This is a genomic window from Oribacterium sp. Sow4_G1_1 (genome assembly GCF_052116105.1).
GTDB lineage: Bacteria > Bacillota > Clostridia > Lachnospirales > Lachnospiraceae > Oribacterium.
Map to the genome: position 1 here is coordinate 1 of NZ_JBQKLS010000016.1, position 20,788 is coordinate 20,788.

At 58.6% G+C, this 20,788-nt stretch carries 12 protein-coding genes; 11 read left to right on the forward strand and 1 reads right to left on the reverse strand.

Features of this window, described 5'->3' with window-relative positions:
* Positions 1 to 108: 108 nt before the first annotated feature.
* Positions 109 to 876, forward strand: coding sequence for a sulfite exporter TauE/SafE family protein (locus tag ACTQ52_RS09870; RefSeq protein ID WP_441982500.1), 768 nt, complete (start codon positions 109 to 111; stop codon positions 874 to 876).
* 306 nt (positions 877 to 1,182) lie between these two features.
* Here the strand turns inward: ACTQ52_RS09870 and ACTQ52_RS09875 are convergent, their stop codons facing one another.
* On the reverse strand, positions 1,183 to 1,491 hold the full coding sequence (locus tag ACTQ52_RS09875) for a hypothetical protein (protein ID WP_441982501.1): 309 nt from the start codon (positions 1,489 to 1,491) through the stop codon (positions 1,183 to 1,185).
* 46 nt (positions 1,492 to 1,537) lie between these two features.
* Here ACTQ52_RS09875 and ACTQ52_RS09880 point away from each other — a divergent pair, with 46 nt between their 5' ends.
* The 10 genes from ACTQ52_RS09880 (at position 1,538) to ACTQ52_RS09925 (ending at position 20,689) form a co-directional block, all read left to right on the forward strand.
* Positions 1,538 to 2,323 carry an arginase family protein gene (locus tag ACTQ52_RS09880; RefSeq protein WP_441982502.1) on the forward strand — a complete coding sequence of 262 codons (786 nt, stop codon included), beginning with the start codon at positions 1,538 to 1,540 and terminating at the stop codon, positions 2,321 to 2,323.
* Between the two features lie 1,280 nt (positions 2,324 to 3,603).
* A complete protein-coding gene (locus tag ACTQ52_RS09885; RefSeq protein ID WP_441982503.1) occupies positions 3,604 to 6,408 on the forward strand; it encodes a thiamine pyrophosphate-binding protein in 2,805 nt (934 codons plus the stop codon).
* 148 nt (positions 6,409 to 6,556) lie between these two features.
* Complete coding sequence (locus ACTQ52_RS09890) at positions 6,557 to 7,810, forward strand: NAD-dependent epimerase/dehydratase family protein (protein WP_441982504.1); 1,254 nt, start codon at positions 6,557 to 6,559, stop codon at positions 7,808 to 7,810.
* Positions 7,811 to 7,914: 104 nt separating this feature from the next.
* A complete protein-coding gene (locus ACTQ52_RS09895) occupies positions 7,915 to 9,177 on the forward strand; it encodes a class I SAM-dependent methyltransferase (protein ID WP_441982505.1) in 1,263 nt (420 codons plus the stop codon).
* Between the two features lie 221 nt (positions 9,178 to 9,398).
* The gene (locus tag ACTQ52_RS09900; protein ID WP_441982535.1) at positions 9,399 to 10,868 is read left to right on the forward strand and encodes an alcohol dehydrogenase catalytic domain-containing protein; all 1,470 of its coding nucleotides are present in this window, start codon (positions 9,399 to 9,401) and stop codon (positions 10,866 to 10,868) included.
* Positions 10,869 to 11,927: 1,059 nt separating this feature from the next.
* A complete protein-coding gene (locus ACTQ52_RS09905; RefSeq protein WP_410042625.1) occupies positions 11,928 to 12,902 on the forward strand; it encodes a glycosyltransferase family 2 protein in 975 nt (324 codons plus the stop codon).
* A gap of 15 nt (positions 12,903 to 12,917) precedes the next feature.
* On the forward strand, positions 12,918 to 15,662 hold the full coding sequence (locus ACTQ52_RS09910; RefSeq protein WP_441982506.1) for a glycosyltransferase family 2 protein: 2,745 nt from the start codon (positions 12,918 to 12,920) through the stop codon (positions 15,660 to 15,662).
* Positions 15,663 to 16,293: 631 nt separating this feature from the next.
* Positions 16,294 to 16,764, forward strand: coding sequence for a nucleotidyltransferase domain-containing protein (locus tag ACTQ52_RS09915; protein WP_441982507.1), 471 nt, complete (start codon positions 16,294 to 16,296; stop codon positions 16,762 to 16,764).
* A gap of 101 nt (positions 16,765 to 16,865) precedes the next feature.
* Positions 16,866 to 18,281: an undecaprenyl-phosphate glucose phosphotransferase gene (locus tag ACTQ52_RS09920; RefSeq protein ID WP_441982508.1), complete on the forward strand. Its 1,416-nt coding sequence runs from the start codon at positions 16,866 to 16,868 to the stop codon at positions 18,279 to 18,281.
* A 221-nt stretch (positions 18,282 to 18,502) separates the two neighbouring features.
* Complete coding sequence (locus tag ACTQ52_RS09925; protein WP_441982509.1) at positions 18,503 to 20,689, forward strand: LCP family glycopolymer transferase; 2,187 nt, start codon at positions 18,503 to 18,505, stop codon at positions 20,687 to 20,689.
* The last annotated feature ends 99 nt before the right edge of the window (positions 20,690 to 20,788 follow it).

Genomic DNA, 20,788 nt, shown 5'->3' on the forward strand with positions numbered 1-20,788 from the left:
CGGCCGCTGAGCCCGCCGCCCGCACCACGCCTGCCGCCCGCGCTGCCGCCCGCCGCGCCCACCGCAGTCGCGCCTGCCATGCCCACCACACACCGAGGTACCACCACTATGCACATCACATTTCTGACCTATCTTATCTGCTGTCCACTTGTCTTTCTCGCCGGTCTCGTCGACGCCATCGGCGGAGGCGGCGGTCTGATTTCCCTTCCGGCCTATCTACTCGCCGGCCTCCCGGCGCATTACGCCATCGGCACCAACAAGCTTTCCAGCTGCTGTGGCACCACCGTCGCGACCGTTCGTTTCATCCGCGAAGGCCTCGTCAACTGGAAGCTCGCCATTCCGTCCATCGTCGCCGCCGTCATCGGCTCCTCGATCGGTGCCCGGATCAGCCTCCTCATCCCGGAGCAGGTCCTCGTCACGATCCTCCTCGTCGTCCTGCCCGTGACCGCCTTCATCGTCCTGAACCGCCACATCTTTCACGACAATGTCGAAGAAGCGCAGACGGACACCCCGAAAGTGTACGTGACCGCCATCCTCGCCGCGCTCATCATCGGCTTCTATGATGGCTTCTACGGCCCAGGCACCGGCACCTTCCTCATCATCGCCTTCACCGTCTTCGCGAAGCTTGGCATCAAAACCGCCAACGGCCAGACGAAGGTCATCAATCTGACGACGAACATCACCTCCCTCGTGATCTTCATCCTGCACGGCCAGACCGTCTTCCTGATCGGCATCCCATGCGCCATCTGCAACATGATCGGAAACTACATCGGTGCCGGCCTCATGATGAAAAACGGCATGAAAATCGTTCGCCCGTCGATCCTCGTCGTACTCGTTCTCCTCGCCATCAAGGTCGTCAGCGAGTATATCCTGTAAGGCATCTTCGAAGCAGCATGCAGCGTCGATCGTCTGCGTGCCGTTTCCCACATCCGGGCTACTGAAAAGATCCTATGCATCTTAAGAGCTTTGCGTCTCATCGCAACGCTCTTTTTTTGACCCGCAGCACACTTGCACCCACATCCCCGACCGAGTAAAATACAGTTTTAAAAGCCACCGTTTCAGTGGCCAATGCAGGTGCCCTCGACACAGGCACCCGTCCGCATAAACGCGAAAAGGAGGCAGGCACATGCAGGATCCCGTCGTCATCATGAACTTCACGCACATCTACGAAGACGAAACGTTCTATATTTCAGAGCAGAAGAGCAGCACATCCCGCAGCTGTGAAGCATCGTTCACGCCCCTCAGTGGCCCCGCGCCCGTATCGCTCGCAGCATCCAGCGGCCTTGCAAACGCACGGGCTGCATCTGGCACGCCGTTCGACAGCCCTGTATCGCTCGCAGCATCCAGCGGTCCTGCAAACGTACGGGCTGCATCTGGCGCGCCGTCCGACCGCCCTGCATCGCTCGCAGCATCCAGCGGTCCTGCAACCGCGCGGGCTGCAGGCTCCGGCGACTCCGCACCTGTACGAGCAGCATCTTGCGCGTCGTTCATCGTCTCTGGCAGCCCCGCGTGCGCGCAAACTATATCACCGCGGTGCATGTCGGCCACGGTCGCGCGCACGCCGTCTTCGCCGTTCACTCCGAGCATCCTCGATTTCACCACGCTGTCCGGTACCACTGGCTTCTGCGACGATGCCGCCGCGGATGAGATCCGCCGTCGCATCGCGGACTTCCCGGCACGTGGCATCCATTTCCTTGACAACGGCAACTTCCATTACCTCACGCGCTTCTGGTGCGAAAAAATCAGCGAAGACTTCGCACTCGTCGTTTATGACCATCACGTCGATCTCCGAAAACCCGTCTTCCCTGGCCTCATGAGCTGCGGCTCCTGGATCCGCGACGTTCTCCTCCGAAACAGCCACTGCCGCGCCGTCCTCATCATTGGCCCTGAATGTGCCCAGGCCGACATCATCGAACGTGAGCTGCAGAGTCTCGTAGCCGAGGATCAGCCCCTGCGCGCATCCGCACCTGTCCGCGTCTGCTGCTTCACAGAGGATGACATCCTGGATGGTCGCGTCGCGCGCGAGCTTCCACACCTTCTCGACGCGCTCCACCTCCCGGTCTACATCTCCATCGATAAGGACGTCCTCTCGCGAAAAGTGCTGCGCACCAACTGGGACCAGGGCATCATGACCGAAGCAGAATTCCGGCACGAGCTCGACCGCTTCGCCATGGGCCCCGACATCCATATCCTCGGCGTCGACATCTGCGGCGAACCCGCCTACAATGCCTGCCGTCGCCTCCTCGACGACACCCGCGACCTCCGTCGAAGTGACGGCGTAAACCGCCTCCTCCTCGAGCACTATCTGGCCCGCGTGCATTAGCGGCGCTCGACGAAGGCACTGTCTGCAATCTCCGATCAGCGATCTGTCTCGCGCGCACTAGCGGCGCTCGACGAAGGCGCTGTCCGCAATCTCCGATCAGCGATCTGTTTCGCGCGCACTAGTGACACTCGACGTAGGCACTGCCGGATATTTCTTTGGCGCAGCGTCCGAAATTAACGGAAATCGATGTTACTATCCAATAAGTGGCGCTTTTTGAAATTGTGGTTATTTTTAACATTTTTTATCATTTTCCTGAGAGGAGCGTGAATATCCACGATTTCAAAATATGACATGTATTGGATAGTTTTCTTCAAAATCCGGCAGGCGTTTATAAGCGTACTATCCAATAAACCTTGCCTTCTGAAATAATGGATATAGATTTTTACCTTCAGAGAAGAATTTCTGTGGGTGCATATCCAATAATCCATCTTTTTTTTAAAGATGGATACCAGAGAGCAGAACTCTCTTACGAAATAAAGACTTTAATATCCATTATTTTTAAATATGCCAGTAATTGGATAGTTTGCATTCGTATTCAAACATTTTAGGCAAAAAGTATATCCACTATTCTGAAATTCGATCCAAATTAGATACGGGTACGACAGTCCAGCCGTCAGGCAGTCTGGCCATGCTGAGAGTGATGTTTCTTTCAGCTGCTCCTGGATGTTTCTTCGCGAACTCGATCGTGGAGCCTGCGAGGTTCGCTTCTGTCTGCTGCGTTTGAATGCTTCTCATCGGGATATCCATCGTATCTCACTCTTATCGCCCTCATCCTCGGTGTTACTGTCCGCCCAGCCACACCTTGACTTAAGTACGTTAGAACGGTAACTCATCGGCGCGCCCCTTACTGTCCTTCGTCCCCTGTCCTCTGGAGCCTTACTGTCCTTCATCCCCTGGCCCCTTGCGCCTCTTCCCGTGAACTAGTACAATAGAAAGTCTAGAAAGACCGCTTTTCCGGTTCCCGAGCCGTTGCCCGGGACGCCACTTTTTCGGCTCCATGCCGTCGTCCGAACGTGACTTTTTCGATGCCCGTGCGGTCGCCCGAAACACCGCATTTCCGAGCCCCGTGCGGTCGCCCGAAACACCGCATTTCCGAGCCCCGCGCAGTCGTCGAGACTGCTGCTCACATGAGGCCAATGCCGTCGTCCGGAACGCGGGCACCCGGCCTCGATCTTTCACCGAATATCATGGTTATGCGCGTGGCTGCACGGCCGACGCACGACCTCGAAATAAACTACATCACGAGGAGTCGCACTCCTCACGAAAAGCAGGAGTAAGTAATGAAAATCAAGCTTGCGAACTACATTTCCGAAACCCTCGTCGCAAACGGCATCACCCAGAACTTCAGTGTGACCGGTGGCGGAGCCATGCACCTGAACGACGCCTTCGGCCACCAGAAGGGCATGCACACGCTCTACCAGCACCACGAGCAGGCCTGCGCGATGGCCGCCGAGAGCTACGCCCGCATCTACAACCGTCCGGCGCTTCTCTGCGTGACCTCCGGCCCGGGCGGCACCAATGCCATCACCGGCGTGCTTGGTGCCTGGCTCGACTCCATCCCGATGCTGATCATCTCCGGCCAGGTCCGCTATGACAACACCGCGCGCTGGGCAGAAGAGCAGAACGGCACCCGCCTCCGCGCGATGGGCGACCAGGAGTTCGACATCACGAAGTCCATCGACTGTATGACGAAGTATTCGGAGATGCTGACCGACCCATACCGCGTCCGCTACGCGCTCGAAAAGTGCATCTATCTCAGCCAGACCGGTCGCCCGGGCCCCTGCTGGCTCGACATCCCGGTCGACATCCAGGGAAAGTTCATCGAGACGGACGAGCTGATCGGCTTCGATCCGGCGGATTACGCAGCTGGTGGCGACGGCTGGGCTACCTCCACGGACGCCACCACGCGATCCGACGCCTACCCGCTCTGTCGGAACGCCTTCGCCCGCTCTCCGTACGAGGCCAATGCAGTCGACCACGCAACCGTCACCTCCGCGCAGGCTCATGCCGTTGATCACGCAACCGTCACCATCGCGCAGGCCAATGCAGTCGACCATGCAACCGTCACCTCCGCTCAGGCTGATGCAGTCGACCGCGCATCCGTCACCAGCACCGCTGCCAGCGCCCCGGCAGCATCCGCTTCAGCAGCTGTGATGTCGTCCCCGGCAGCCATGGCGGCCGAGGCTTATGCAGCGGCGCACCGTATCCCGGCGGATGCCGACACGACGAATCGTGAGGCGGCCGTGCCGCCGGTCGATCCGCAGCAGGTGCAGACCATCCTCGAGAAGATCCGTGCGAGCCGCCGTCCGATCTTCTACACGGGCAACGGCATCCGCATTGCGGGTGCCGAGTCGCTCTTCCTGGAAGTTGCACACCGCCTCGGTATCCCGGTCGTGGTCGGTTGGAACGGACCAGACATCATCCCGAGCGACGATCCGCTTTACGTCGGTCGTCCGGGTGGCCGCGGTGACCGTCCGGGCAACCTCGCCGTACAGAATGCAGACCTGATTCTCAGCATTGGCTCCCGCCTCAACATCCGTCAGGTCGGCTACGATTTCAAGAGCTGGGCCCGCGACGCCTACGTGATCGTGAACGACATCGATGTGGAGGAGCTTCGGAAGCCGTCCGTGCACTGTGACCTCGCCGTGCACGCCGACGCCCGTCAGCTCCTGCAGTGCCTGCTCCGCGAGCTCCACGTCCTCGGCCACACCCCGGCGCACCCGCTCTTCCAGGGCGGTGAAGGCCTCCTCCGTGACGACGCCCTCCGCGTTTGCCACACGGAGCTCGCCCGCCAGGATGTACTGGCAGAAAACGCAGTTGCCCAGACCCCGGCCGGGGCAGATGCTATGTCTGACACAGACGCCCAGGCAGCGCAGACATCGACCGAAGCAGCCGATCAGTCGACCACTCAGACCCCGATCGAGGCAGCTGCTATGTCTGGCGCAAACGCCCAGGCAGCGTCGACATCGACTAAAGCAGCCGATCAGCCGACCGCCCAGACCCCGGCCGAGGCTTCGTCTTCCGACGTAGCCACTGTACATAAAGAAACCACCCCGGCTGGCACCCGCCTCAGCTGGCTTGCGACCTGTGCGTTCTACCGCGACAACTACCCGACGATTCTGCCGGAGTACCTCGCGCCGAGCGATCCGACGCTGTCCCCGGAGGACCCGGCGTCCTTCGCCAACGTCTACGCGCTCATCAAGGAGCTTTCCGACCAGGCGGCCCCGGGCCAGGTGACCGTCGTCGGCAACGGCTCCCCATGCGTGGCGGGCGGACAGGCCTACCGCATCAAGCCAGGTACCCGCTTCATCTCGCAGGACGGCGTCGCTTCGATGGGCTATGGACTCCCGGCAGCGATCGGTGCCGCGGTGGCCGTGCATGCCTCCGTCGAGGCGACCCCATGCGGCGGCACGGACGCCTCGCTTCCACGGGAAACAGCGGATGCCAATGCAGGCGACGCGCAGCAGGACCATGATTATTCTGTGCTGGCTGCGGATCCATCCTTCCATGAATCCGCCGATGACCGGCTCGCCGCCGAGCTTCGTGACCCGTACTGGACCGGACGCGACGAGCATTATCCGGCGTACGAGAAGCATGACATCCTCGTCCTCACCGGCGACGGCTCCATCCAGATGAACCTGCAGGAGCTCCAGACGATCGTCAGCCACCAGCTGCCGATCAAGATCTTCATCATCAACAACGGCGGCTACCACAGCATCCGCCAGACGCAGACCAATCTCTTCCGCGGAGAGCCGCTTGTAGGCATTGGCATCGACTCGGGGATGGGCGGCGTCCAGGACCTGAGCTTCCCGGACATGGAGAAGATCGCGCACGCGTACGGCTTCCCGTTCATCCGCGCGCATCACAATGAAGAGCTACATGACGCGGTCGCAGAGACCCTCGCGACCGACGGCCCGGCCATCTGCGAGATCATGGTGACCCTGACCCAGCAGTTCCTCCCGAAGTCCGCCGCGAAGCGCCTCCCGGACGGCAGCATCATCAGCCCGCCACTCGAGGACCTCGCGCCATACCTCCCGGACGAGGAGATGGACCGGATCATGCTCGTCCCGAGGGTTGGTAAATGAGTGAGTTTGACTGGATTGACATTAGATTTTGGGAGGAAAACGACCCTCGGTTGACAAACGAAGGGTTTTGTGGGATGCAGCAATGCTGAAATCAGAATTCTCCTGGTTTTGTGAAAAACCAGAAGATCAGTAAGAAGGAGAAATCATCGTGCGAGTGCTTATCACGGGTGTCACCAGTTTTCTGGGACTGTATACTGCGAAGCTTCTGCTTCAGGAGGGCCATGAGGTCATCGGCGCGGTGCGCCCGGGCAGCCGGCGCGCGCAGGAGCTCGATGCGCATGGTATCAGCGCGTATCCGACGTATCGGACCGTCCTTCTCGACCTGAGTGAGCTTCCGGAAGCCGAGCTCGGCGAAACACACTACGCGGAGGTGCTGGGCCTGGATCAGGCGCCGGCGACCCCTGACCGCAGCGCCGAGCCTGCCGGCCATTCCGGCACGGCAGCCGCCATGCAGGCCGCGGTGGCGGTTCCTGCTCGCAGCTCTGCGCCTGCCGTCACTGCACCGCCGTCCGCCACCCACCTGCCGTTGCCTGCATTGGCCGACGATGCCGCGCCCCTCATCGACGCGTGGGTTCACTTCGCGTGGGACGGCGTCGGCTCTGCAGGCCGCAGTGACACGAATATCCAGATCGAGAACATCCAGAACGCGAAGAAGGCCTACCTCTACGCGAAACTGCTCGGTGCGCGGAAGTTCCTTTTCGCCGGCTCTCAGGCAGAGTATGGCCGCGGCAATCATCGCGTGCCCATGCCGGTGAGCCCGTACGGGAAAGCGAAGCTCGCCTTCGGCCGCTGGGCGACCGAGCAGAGCCTCCTCTCGGAACTCTACGACGACGCGCCGATGCAGTTCATCCACATGCGCATCTACAGCGTGTACGGCAACGGTGACCATGAAACGAGCCTCGTGAACACCGTGCTTCGCGCCGCCCTCCGCCACGAAGCCATCACCCTCGGCCCGTGCGAGCAGCGCTGGAACTACCTCGAGGTTCGCGACCTCGCCCGCGCGATCCGTATCCTGCTTCGCTCCGAGGACACCCGCACCGGCATCTATGACATCGCCGGCTCCGACTCCCGCATGCTGAAAAAGTACGTCATCGCCATGAATGCCATTGCCGCCCGCTTCGCCGCAAATGCGGATACGACGGCGGACGGGGGCGTGACGACCGCCGCTGGCGCAACCCAAGCCGTAACTGCGGGCGGGCAGACCACCGGCACCGCTGCTGGCGCATCTCCAACTGGCGCGGAGCTCCGCTTCGGCACCCGCGCAAATAACGCAGAGGGCGCCGCGAACATGTCACCGGAGATTCTTAAGCTCCAGCGCCTCGGCTTCCACCAGGAAATCTCTTTCGAAGCCGGCATCGGCATGCTCCTGAAGATGATGAAGGAAGAAGGCTCAGAATCATGAGCCACGGATGTTGCATCAGCTTTTAAAGCTTATTTGATGATGTAGATTTCCAGGTGACAAAAATTCGAAAAGTGCATGCTTATGACCGATGAAAGGACTTATATATGAACATGACTTGTATCGCCTGCGGCCACGCACTGTCGCCGCTGATGACCCTCGACGACATGCCGGCGAGTGCGCAGAATATCCCGGCAGCGTCAGAGCTCGCGGAGGACCATCCGCTGAGCCTCACCCTCTGCCAGTGCCCGTCCTGCGGCCTCGTCCAGTTTGACACCGAGCCGGTCGACTATTACCGTGACGTCATCCGCGCCGGCGGTGGCACCCGCACCATGACGCGCCTCCGTCACGAGGAGTACGCGCGCCTCCTCACCGCCATGCAGGAGCACCACATCCACGGTCGCCGCATCGTGGAAGTCGGCTGTGGCCGCGGTGAGTTCCTCCGCATGTGGCAGAATCTCGCCGAGGACCCGGAAGGTGCCGCTGCGCTCGCCCGCGACCAGGCGCGTGATCCCCTGTCCGGTCAGCCGAACGCCGCCCCGCTCCACCTCGTCGGACTCGAGCATAAGCCGTCCCTCGTCGAGGAGGCCAATGCTGTTGCCGATAAAAAGTACCGCGTCTACGAGGGCTTCGCGACCGGCGATGTGCGCTACCCGGAGGGCCCATTTGACGCCTTCGTGCAGTTTAACTTCCTCGAGCATCAGCCGGACCCGTGCGACATGCTCCGGAACATCGGACGCAACCTGAAGCCGCAGGCCCTCGGTCTCATCACCGTCCCGAGCTTCGAGTACATCCTCCGTTACAACGGCTACTACGAGCTGCTGCGCGACCACATCGCGAACTACACCGAGTTCACGCTCCAGAAGCTCCTGCAGGACTGCGGCTTCGAGCTTCTCAGCATGGACCTCGTGAACCGTGACACGATCGAGGCCATCGTACGGAAGGCCGACCCGGACGAGCTCAGCGAGCTCCACTACAGCGGTCGCCTCATCGACGTGTCCGCCCTGCGCGACAGCTACGACCGTCTCTCTGCTTCGGTCAATGCACACATCGACCACCTCTCGGAGAGTCATCGGACCATGGCCATCTGGGGTGCGAGCCACCAGGGCTTCACCCTCGCCGCCACCACGAAGCTCGGCGGAAGAGTAGAGTACATCATCGACTCCGCCCCGTTCAAGCAGGGCCGCTTCTCGCCGGCCTCCCACATCCCGATCGTGGCCCCGGATTACACCGTCGCTCACCCGGTCGACGAGATCCTCATCGTCGCCCCGGGCTACACCGACGAAATCGCTGGCATCATCCGCGAACGCTTCGACGAAAATGTCCGCATCCTCGTGCTCCGCACGGACCGGATTGAGGAGTACCGGTAAACAGTTTGATACTTCATGTCCAAGCATCGCTCAGAATAGAGATTGTGAAATACATAATGTCATATGGATGAGAATCTGGCAGTTTGTGACATCAGGTTCTCGTTCAGCTACCAGAACTTCGGGAAGTCTGAGCAGCACCTGGCTTGACATTCCTAAGTATTTCCTGGACCTGTTTTCTGTCTGAATGGTGATGTATATCAAGATGAAAAGGAACGAAGATGATGAAAGCACTGGTGCTGAAGGGAAAAGGAAATATCGCATACATCGAGAAGGAGCGGCCGACGCTCCTCGCCGCGCATGGCGCACTGCTGAAGCCGCTGCTTGTCTCGCCATGCACCTCGGACGTCCATACCATTTGGCAGGGCAGCCCGAAGCGCCCGGACCTGACGCTCGGTCATGAGGTCATCGCCCGGGTCGAGGAAGTCGGCGCGGAGGTGACGGATTTCCACGTCGGCGATGTCGTCGCCGTATCCGCGATCACCCCGGACTGGAGTCAGCCGGACGTCGAGGAGAACTATGCACATGCGGGCCATAATTTCAGCGCCCACATGCTCGGAAACACCATCGACGGTGCCTTCCAGGAGCTGTTCTACCTTCCGTACGCGGACCGCAACCTCGCACACATCCCGGACGGCCTCACGCTCGAGGACGCCCTCATGTGCGTTGACGTCCTCCAGACCGGCTTCACTGCGGTCGAAGAAGCCGGCGTCAAGCCAGGCGACACCGTCGCCGTGATGGGCATCGGGGCCATCGGCCTCGCCGCCATCCTCGGCGCGAAGCTCGCCGGTGCCCGCACGATCTACGCCGTCGGCTCCCGCCCGGAGAACGTCCGCATCGCCGAGTCGATGAGTGACTTCGCCCCAGCGATGTCGGCACACGGCGTTCCGGAAGTTCCGGCGGGCGGTGACGTCACCAGCCCTTCTATGGCAGCAGAAGATGGAAGAGAGCAGCATGCGAACGCCGTGTCGCCAGACTGCGTAGCTACAGTGCCGGACGCCGTGTCGCCAGATTGTGCTTCAGCCGCTTCGGGCGGAAGTCAGAGTCAGGCCCATGCGCAGTCAGGCTGTCACGTCGAAGTGCTGAACTATCGCCGCCTGCATTGTCCGCTTCCACAGGGCATGCATCCGCTCGCAAATTCCACCGGCTCGCCCGTCGTGAACTACGTCCTCACGAAGACACAGACGAAGGGCGCGGATAAGGTCCTCATCTGCGGTGGCGATGACCTCGCCTTTCCGCAGGCCATCGACATGGTGAAGTACGGCACCGGCGTCGTCTCGAACGTCATGTACTACGGTGCCGACCTCGACACCCAGGGCGGCGAGCTGAAAACCCTCGAAGCCATGAACAGCGCCGAAACCTACCTCACCAGCACCGCCGCAGCTGTCGAAGTAGAAGCACAGGCAGCAGGCGACGTGCTCAGGAAAGCACACACCGTGAAGCTGAACGACAACATCGACGGCATCCAGATCCCGAAGTTTTCCATCGGTCGTGGCATGGCCGGGAAAACCCTGAAGTTCTCTCTGAGCAGGGGCGGACGCCAGAACCTCGAACACGTGATGCAGATCGTGCAGGAGAGCGGCGTGCATCCGTCCATCTTCATCACGGAGCACTACGACGGTCTCGACCAGATCGCCCAGGCCATCGACGACATGAAAGAACGAAAAGCCATCAAGATCGCTGTGAAAATGTAAGGTGCGGTGGGCGATGGAAGCAGTGACACCGATAGCTGAAAAGTGGGTTACAAAGATAACCGCCAAGTTTCTCAGGCTGGGCGGAGCAGGAAAACTTCAACTGCAGGCATGATAAACGCTTTAATACGATTCCTATCCAATATGGCTTAATTTTGAAAATAATGGCTATGTTTCTAGGCTGGAATGATCGAAGATGACTGGAAAATATCCACTCTTAGTCGATTTTGAAAATACTGGATATGAAAAGCCTTATTTCAAAAGAAGAATCCGGGCTCGAGTATCCAGTATTTTATAAATAAAGGTTAATTGGATATCTGCTTATAACAATTCTTCTCTGGAGCCCGAAATACATATCTACTATTTGAAAAATCCAGGCAAATTGGATGGTACGCTTATATGCGTATGCATGATTTTACAGAAAACTATCCAATATGTGCCCGATCATGAAATAGTGGATATTTTTAGCACCGTGTACAAAATGATAAATGATGTTAATAATATCCACTATTTTATAGTCCGCCAGTTATTAGATAACATCGTCGATTTTCATCTATTTCGCCCGGTTCGCCAGTGAAAATTTCCGGGCCGCGCGCCATAATCACCTGAAAATCGATCCGTATGCCCGCGCGGCAGCGTCAAATGCAGAAAAACCAACGCACATCCAGCAAAACAAAAGGGCAAGTATGATCATTCTGCTTCCCTCTTCTCCAGATAGCTTCACCCAGGCTGACCGGATACGAAGTTTGAACCTCCGTATATAAATCCCATCCCAAACCTCCGTATATAAATCCCATCCCAAACCTCCGTATATAAATCCCATCCCAAACCTACGCATATAAATCCCATCCCAAATCTTGCCACCTTCACCCATAGAGTGTAATATAGATAAGATTCGGGCCCGCGTGCCCGCGGTTTACCGCCTCGAGCCAGGTATAGTGCCCCCGCGCCCCGGCCCTCGCGTGTCCGCCCGCCGCCATGCATCCGTCATGGTCGTGCTGTATGTCGCGACAGCGGCGCCCCGTGCCCACACAAATCACCTTCACGTTAGGAGATAAGATTTTGAAAACCATCAGCATCGTCATTCCATGCTATAACGAGCAGGAGAACGTCGTTCCGCTCTACGAGGCCCTTCGGAGTATGTTCGCTTCCGACCTCCCTCAGTACCGCTACGAGCTTCTCTACATCGACAACGATTCCCACGACGAGACGCGCACGCTGATCCGCGGCCTCTGCGCACAGGACCCGCAGGTGAAGGCCATCTTCAATGCGAAGAACTTCGGCCAGTTCAACAGCCCGTACTACGCGATGCTGCAGTCCACCGGCGACGCCACGATCCTCATGGCGGCCGACTTCCAGGACCCGATCGAGATGATCCCGCAGTTCGTCGCAGCCTGGGAGGAGGGCTATAAGATCGCCATCGGCGTGAAGACCCACTCGAAGGAAAATCCGCTCATGTACGCCCTCCGCGGCCTCTACTACAAGCTCATAAAGAAGATGTCCTCCGTCGACCAGATCGCGCAGTTCACCGGCTTCGGCCTCTACGACCACGCCTTCATCGACGTCATGCGGCAGCTGAACGACCCGACCCCGTTCCTACGTGGCATCGTCGCCGAGCTCGGCTTCCACCGGAAGGAAATTCCGTACACCCAGCCGAAGCGCCGCGCCGGCATCACACACAACAACCTCTACACCCTGTACGACGCCGCGATGCTCGGCTTCACGAGCTACACGAAGGTCGGCCTCCGTATGGCGGTGTTCTTCGGTGCCGCCTGCAGCGGCATCAGCATGTTGATCGCCATCATTTACCTCATCATGAAGCTCATCTGGTGGGATCGCTTCCCAGCCGGCATGGCCCCGATGCTCATCGGCATGCTCTTCCTCGGCTCCGTGCAGATCTTCTTCATCGGCCTGCTCGGCGAGTACATCCTGAGCATCAATCAGCGCGTCATGCGCCGCCCGCTCGTCGTCGAGGAGGAGCGCCTGAACTTCCCGGAGGACGCGATGATCGGCGGCATGGCCGACGCCTCAAAATAATATAAAGGAAATATCATGTTACGATTTAAAGTAGATATCGCGCTGGCGCGTGAGGGCGAACTCATGCTCCAGGGCTGGGCCTTCGGCTCAAATCCAGAAGAAGAAGTGAAGCTCACGGTCGTGGATCAGGCAGGCAACCCTGTCCCGGGCACGACCGTGTCCTCTGTACGCCGTGATGAGGTGGTCAATGCCTTTTTCGGCGATGTCGTGAAGGCCCACGGAGCGCTCCGGCGCGACCTCGGCTTCGACGTGCACACCCCATACGCGCAGGGCGAGACCCGCATCCTCGTGCTGCAGGCCGACGGCCAGACGAAGCGCGTGAAGTTCACCGACCACATCCTCGAGGAGTTCAACTCCGTCGCCCACCGGAAACGCGAGAAGCTCCTCGCCCTGTTCCATTGGGAGACCGTCGAGGTGGCCTGGGAGTACTTCCAGAAGCACGGCCTCCGCGCCCTCTTTAAGAAATCTGTCCACAAGATCCAGAACATCCAGGACGACTACGACTACAACGAGTGGTATAAAAAGGTCCGCATCACCGACGAGGAGCTCGCGAAGCAGCGGGAGAGTGCCGCTGATTTCGCGATGCAGCCGACCTTCTCCATCGTGATCCCGGTTTACGCGACCCCGGAGAAGTTCCTCCGCCGCATGCTCGACTCGATCCGTGAGCAGACCTACCCGACGTTTGAGGTCTGCCTCGTAGACGCGACCCCGTACGCGAAGATCCAGCACGACCCGGCGCAGGGCCGTACACCACAGGAGGTCCTCGCCGAGTACGCCGCCGCAGACAGCCGTTTCCGCTATGCGACCCTCGTGGAGAACCTCGGCATCGCGGAGAACACCAACGCCGCGATCCGCATGGCGACTGGTGACTTCATCGTCCTCGCCGACCATGACGACGAGCTCGAGCCGCAGGCCCTCTATGAGTGCGTTCGGGCGATCAATGCCCACCCGGACGTCCAGGTCCTCTATTCCGACGAGGACAAGGTCGACTTCGAGGACATCTACTACTTCGAGCCGCACTTCAAGACCGACTTCAACCCGGACCTGCTCCGCTCCGTGAATTACATCTGCCACCTCTTCGTCGCCCGCCGCAGCCTCCTCGACGCCATCGCCGAGACCGCTGCCGACGGCCAGAAAATCTACGAGCGCAGCGCCTACGACGGTGCCCAGGACTACGACCTCATCCTCCGCGCCACCGAAAAAGCCCAGGCGATGGAGCAGGCCCGCCTCGCTTCCTTCGCCAATGCTTCCGACGGAAACGCAGTCACGGGCCCACAGCGGAGTGACACCGCTCAGGTAGCCACTGCGTCTGCCGATACCTCGACATCAACCAGAGATGTAGCTGATGTCGATAGTCAGACATCAACTGCAGGCATGCAGCAGGGCGTCGCTGGCCAGACTTCGGCTGCAGAGATTAGTGCGCAGCCGGCCATCGCCGCGGCGCTCGACCCGCACGACCAGGCGCTGCTCCGCCAGGGCCGCTTCACGAGCAGCAACATCATCCATATCCCGATGGTGCTGTACCACTGGCGCGCACACCAGGCGTCCACCGCGCAGCACCCGGAAGCGAAGCTCTACGCCTTCGAAGCCGGCACCCGCGCCGTGTATGACCACTGCAAGCGCATCGGCCTCCCGATAAAGAAGGTCGAGCAGGGCATCACCTACGGCTTCTACCATCCGATCTACGAAAATCAGCAGCCGCTGATCTCCGTCGTGATCCCGAATAAGGACCACAGCGCCGATCTCGATAAGGCCATCACCTCACTCGCCGCCGGAAACTATAAAAACCTCGAGTTCATCATCGTCGAGAACAACTCGGATCAGGCAGAAACCTGGAACTACTATGAAGCGCTGAAGAAACGTTTCCCGGAAGAGCTCCCGGCAGACTTTATCGATCCGGCGACCTGCGATGCGATGCGCGTTTCGGAAACTTCGACTGCGGAATCGAAATCCGAAACATCGCATCCAGCTCAGGTATCGGCTTATCACAGCGCCGCGGCATCGGTTCTTCCGCAGCCGGTTGTGAAGGTCGTGAAGTGGGACGGCCCGTTCAACTACTCCGCGATCAACAACTACGGCGTTCAGTTCACGCACGGCCAGTATCTCCTCTTCCTGAACAACGACATCGAGGAGATCGACCCGGATTCCATCGATGAGATGATCGGCTACGTACAGCGCGAAGACGTCGGCATCTGCGGCGCACGCCTCCTGTACCCGGACGAAGACATCCAGCACGCCGGCGTGATCATGGGCATGGGCGGCATCGCCGGTGCCGCCTTCGTACGCACCCACGACTCGGATCTCAGCTACATGCACCGTGCGAAGTGCATCCAGGACTACTCCTGCGTCACCGCCGCCTGCCTCCTCACAAAGCGCAGCCTCTTCGACGAGGTCGGCGGCTTCACCGAGAAGCTCGCCGTCGCCTTCAACGACGTCGACTACTGTATGAAGGTCCGCGCCCTCGGAAAGCTCGTCGTGTATAACCCATACGCGAAGTTCTACCACTACGAATCGAAGTCCCGCGGCATGGAAGACACCCCGGAGAAGCTCGCCCGCTTCCACTCGGAAATCCTTACCTTCGGCACCACCTGGAAGGACATCCTCCGCGACGGCGACCCGTACTACAGCCCGGCCCTCACCTTCCGAAAGGCCAACTTCGCCCTGAAGGACCTCACGCAGGAACAGGTCGGTGAGCCGATGCACTACGCCCTCCTGAAAGGCATCGTCTGGGACGGCCCCGACGCCGGCACCCAGTCGTAAAACCAGATAATTGAAGACAAATGAACCCCCCGGCTTGCCTTGCATGCCGGGGTTTCTATATGGAAGCATCTACCACAAAGAGCTCTGAAGCCCATCCAGATGATAGCGAGGCCGAACATTCAGTGCCGGGCGCTGCCCGGACCCGCCCCTCGTCGGGGAGGCAGGAAAGGATCTTGTGGATCCTTTCTCGGCAGCAGGGTGATCCGTGTCACTCCGTCAAGGACTGCCCGGACGCATAAATGCGTCCAGCGTACTGTTCCTTGACTCCGTTCCCGCTCCAGGCAACGGCTACAGGTCATCAAATATTCGATTCGGGAAATGGCTGCGTAGCATTTAGTTGAGAATATGTACGAAATTAGTACAAAAGCACTGAAAATATGACATATTCTTAACTACACGTGATTTTTGCATGTTTGCACGTGCAATGACACGCAAAAATTGCGTGTCATCAGAAAACATAATACGCAATAATTGCATATTTGCATGAGAATAAGAACGCAATAACTGCGTATTTTTGCTGCGTATTTCTTTGCTTGATGATATAATGAACGAAACAGCAGTATATTCGATGAAAATTATGGTAGCAAGAACAGCTAACTTTTTTCTGAAAAGTGAATTTATGAGCAGTGAAATGAAATTAAGAACATTAAGGAAGCAAAAGAAACTGACCCAGGTCGAGTGTGCGAAGTACCTGGGCATCCCGGTTCGTACATACCAGAACTATGAAACGGATGAAAAAAAGCAGGATACGCCGAAATATGTCTATATGATACAGAAGCTGGACCAGTATGGATTCATCGATGAAAGCCATGGCATCTTAAGTATCCAGAAAATAAAAGATGTATGCCGCGACATTTTCGCAGCCTATGATGTAGACTATTGCTATCTGTTCGGCTCTTATGCAAAGGGAAAAGCGACGGAAACAAGCGATGTAGATCTGCTGATTTCGACCACGGTTTCCGGCATGAAGTTCTATGAACTCGTCGAAGACCTGCGGGAGGCTTTAAAAAAAGAAGTGGACCTGCTGAATCTGGAACAGCTAAAAGATAATCTTGAACTCGTAAACGAAATACTGAAGGATGGTATTAAAGTGTATGGATAACAAGAAAACAAACAAATATTACCTCCAGAAGACCCGAAATCCTAAGAAATTTCTAACATCCTTGCTCTAGGTTTTTCAGAAAAATAGAGTATACTCCCAGTATGATTAAAGATAACCAGCGTTTTTTAAATAATCTTCACGTCCTTCTGGACGTCCTCATCATCTGCGCGTCCTACGCCCTCGCGTGGCTCCTGACGATCGTCGCACCGATCTTCCCGGCGGGCCACGGCGTACTCCCGCCGCAGGTCTATTTCGCTGCGCTCATTCCGATCGTACCGGCGTACCTCCTTCTCTACTGGGCATTCCACCTGTACGAGCCGAAGCGCACCCACTCGAAGCGCTCCGAGCTCTGGCACATCTGCCAGGCCTGCGCCGTCGGCCTCATGCTGCTGACCTCGATCCTCTTCGCGTTCCGACGCTCCGGATACTTCGGCAACTTCTCGACCCGCATGCTCGTCGCGTTCTCTATCATCGACATCACCCTGACGACGATCGAACGCTTCGGCATCCGCTACATCCTCTCGCGCCTCCGCCGGAAGGGCTTCAACCAGAAGCACGTCATGCTCGTCGGCTTCTCGGACGCCTCTGACCAGTTTATCGACGCCTGCCGCCGCAACCCGGACTGGGGCTACCACATCTACGGCATCGTCGACGACATCGCCGAAGTCGGCGAAGGCTACAAGGGCGTTCGCGTCGTCGGCCGCATCTCCGAGCTCGAGCACATCCTCGCGCAGAACACCATCGACGAAATCGCGATCACCCTGCCGCTCGCAGCCTACGCGAAGCTCGACGGGATCGTCCACGTCTGCGAGAAGTCCGGCGTCCACACGAAGTTCATCCCGGACTATAACAACATCATCCACTCGAAGCCGGTCACCGAAGACATGGACGGCCTCCCGGTCATCAACATCCGGAACGTCCCGCTCACCGACCCGGTCAAGGCCACCGCGAAGCGCGCCGTCGACATCTGCGGTGCCCTCGTCGGCATCATCCTCTTCAGCCCGATCATGCTCGTCGTCGCAACCCTCATCAAGCTCACCTCGCCGGGCCCGATCATCTTCAAGCAGGAGCGCGTCGGCCTTCATAACAAGCCGTTCATGATGTATAAGTTCCGCTCCATGGTGCAGCAGACCGAAGCAGACGAAAAGAAGGGCTGGACCGTCCCAGGCGACCCGCGCGTCACCCGCGTCGGCCGCTTCATCCGGAAAACCTCCATCGACGAGTTCCCGCAGTTCTTCAACGTCCTCGCCGGCCAGATGTCCCTCATCGGCCCGCGCCCGGAGCGTACCCAGTTCGTCGAGATGTTTAAGGAGGAGATCCCACGCTACATGATCAAGCATCAGGTCCGCCCAGGCATGACCGGCTGGGCCCAGGTCAACGGCCTCCGCGGCGACACCTCGATCTACGAGCGTGTGAAGTACGACATCTGGTATATCGAGAACTGGACCATGTCCCTCGACGTAAAAATCCTGTTCCTCACGATTTTTAAAGGATTCGTAAACAAAAATGCATATTAGGTAAACCCCGCGGGTGTATAGTATATTCAGTATTATATACCCGCTCTTTTACTGCATACCCACGTGCTTCGGCCAATGCACCCGTCCGGGACGCACATACTGCCCCGCGGGTTTGTTGGATATCGTAAGATCTTAGGGAATTGCCGAAGCACGGCAAGTATGGTAAAATCGTCTAAGTTTTTTTGAAAAGTAGCTGCAACCCGCAGTATGAGGATAAACGAATGGCACTTGACAGTGGCAAGGAAACGCGCCGCCCGCACACGCAGGCAGAGGCAGAAGCCGAACAGCGCGCACTCGAAGATCGAATCGTAAATGATAAGCAGATGGCCGGCCGGCTCATGGATAAGGCCATGAACCCGCAGAGCGGTAACGCGGCGACAGCTCGTCGCAGCAACCCATATCTTTCAGAGATGGAAGCGGAGCGAAGAGCAGCCAGAGCTGCAGACGGCACAGCCCGCACCCCGCACTCGGCAGGCACCACGTCGGACGCGTACTCGACGACCGGATCCACCGGCACCCGCCCGTCCGACACCCCGGGCACCCGCCCGACGACCGGCACCACCGGTGCGCGACCGGCATCCAGATCCGACGCCCGTCCGCGCCGCACGACGCCAGTGAAGCCGCAGGAGGCCCAGCCGGGCGTCCGCCAGCTGAACAGCATCGGCGAGGGACAGTTCGACGCCGACTACGAGCGCCGCATGCGCGACAAAAAGAAGAAGGCCCGCCGCACCCGCATCATCACCATGGTGATCGTCGAGCTCCTGACCCTCATCTGCATCTTCGGCTTCGGCTTTGTCTACCGCTACATGCACATGACCGCCGACGTCGCCTTTGACGTCAGCAAGGTGCGAAACGACAACATCGACATCTCCCAGAAGCAGAAGATGTCCGGCTACTGGACCGTCGCTGTCTTCGGCGTCGACTCCCGTAACGGCGACGTCGGCAAGGGCGCGAACGCCGACGTACAGATCATCGCGAACGTCAACATGGGCACTGGTGATATCACCCTGACCTCCGTTTACCGTGATACCTACCTGAACATCGGAAAGGGTGACCGCTACTCGAAGAGTAACGCCGCCTACGCCGAGGGCGGACCGGAGCAGGCCGTCGCGATGCTGAATAAAAACCTCGACCTCGACATCGAGAATTACGTCACCTTCAACTGGAAGGCCGTGGCGGACGTCATCGACCTCCTCGGCGGCGTGGACATCGACGTCTCGAAGGCAGCTTTCTACTATATGAATGCCTACATTCACGAAACCTGCCTGAAGTCCGGCATCAGCGCACAGAACCCGGCCGCCATGTACATCAAGAAGGCCGGCCCGCAGCACCTGAACGGCGTCCAGGCCGTGGCCTACGCCCGCCTCCGCTACATGGACAGCGATTTCGAGCGTACGAAGCGTCAGCGTGAAGTTATCTCGCAGTGCCTCGACCTCGCGAAGAAGACCGACCTCGCGACCCTCACGAAGATCATCGACACCGTGCTCCCACAGGTGGCCTTCAACATCGACACCGCCGACATCATCGAGCTCGCGAAGGGCATCTCCCGCTACAACATCCGTGAGTCCGTCGGCTTCCCGAAGGACCTGAAGGATCAGATGATGGGGAAGAAGGGCGCATGCGTCATTCCGGCGACACTGGAGTCCAATGTCGTCTGGCTCCATAGCATCCTCTTCGCGGATGAGAATTACACCGTATCGGATGCGGTGAAGCGCTACTCCCAGAAGATCTCGGACGACTCAGGCTACTATGCGAGCCATAAGGAGACGGAGGAGTCGGATAAGAAGTTTACGAAGTCCGACGAGGACGAAATCGAGAAGACGAAGGCTGAGACCGACGAGAACGGTGAGACCATCAAGAAGCCGAAGACCGACGAAACGAAGGAGTCCGAAACCGACGCCGACGGCAATGTCATCAAGGTCCCGAAGACCGACAAGAACGGCTACCTCATCAAGGGCGTCGACAAGAACGGCAAGTACATCTACGAGACGGATGCCGACGGCAATAAGGTGAAGGCCGACACCGAGACGACGAAGTCCGACGAGACAAAGGAAACGAAGGAAGGCGAAACCAAGGAATCTGAGACCGACGAGGGCGAGATCATCGAAGGTTCGACGAAGGAAACCAAGGAAAACCAGAAGGAAACGAAGGACGAGACGAAGGAGTCGAAGAAGGACAACAGCTCGGAGACCAAGGAAAGTCAGAAGGAAACCATTGAAGAGCCGGGCAAGACCCCGGAGAACAGCTACGACGGCCCGGGCGGCTCCAGTTCGAATCATAACAGCAGCACCGCTGGACCGGGCTCCAGCTCAAACAACAGCAGCAGCGAAGGACCAGGCAGCAGCCATACCAGCGAAGTCATCCCTGGCGGACCAGGCAGTGAACTCGTCGAAGGCCCTGGCGCATAATACGAACGACACAGACAGATTTCAGCGCGGATTGACCGAAGGGGCGATTTGGCGCTGAAATTTGCTACATGGATATATTTTTACAATCAATTACATAAA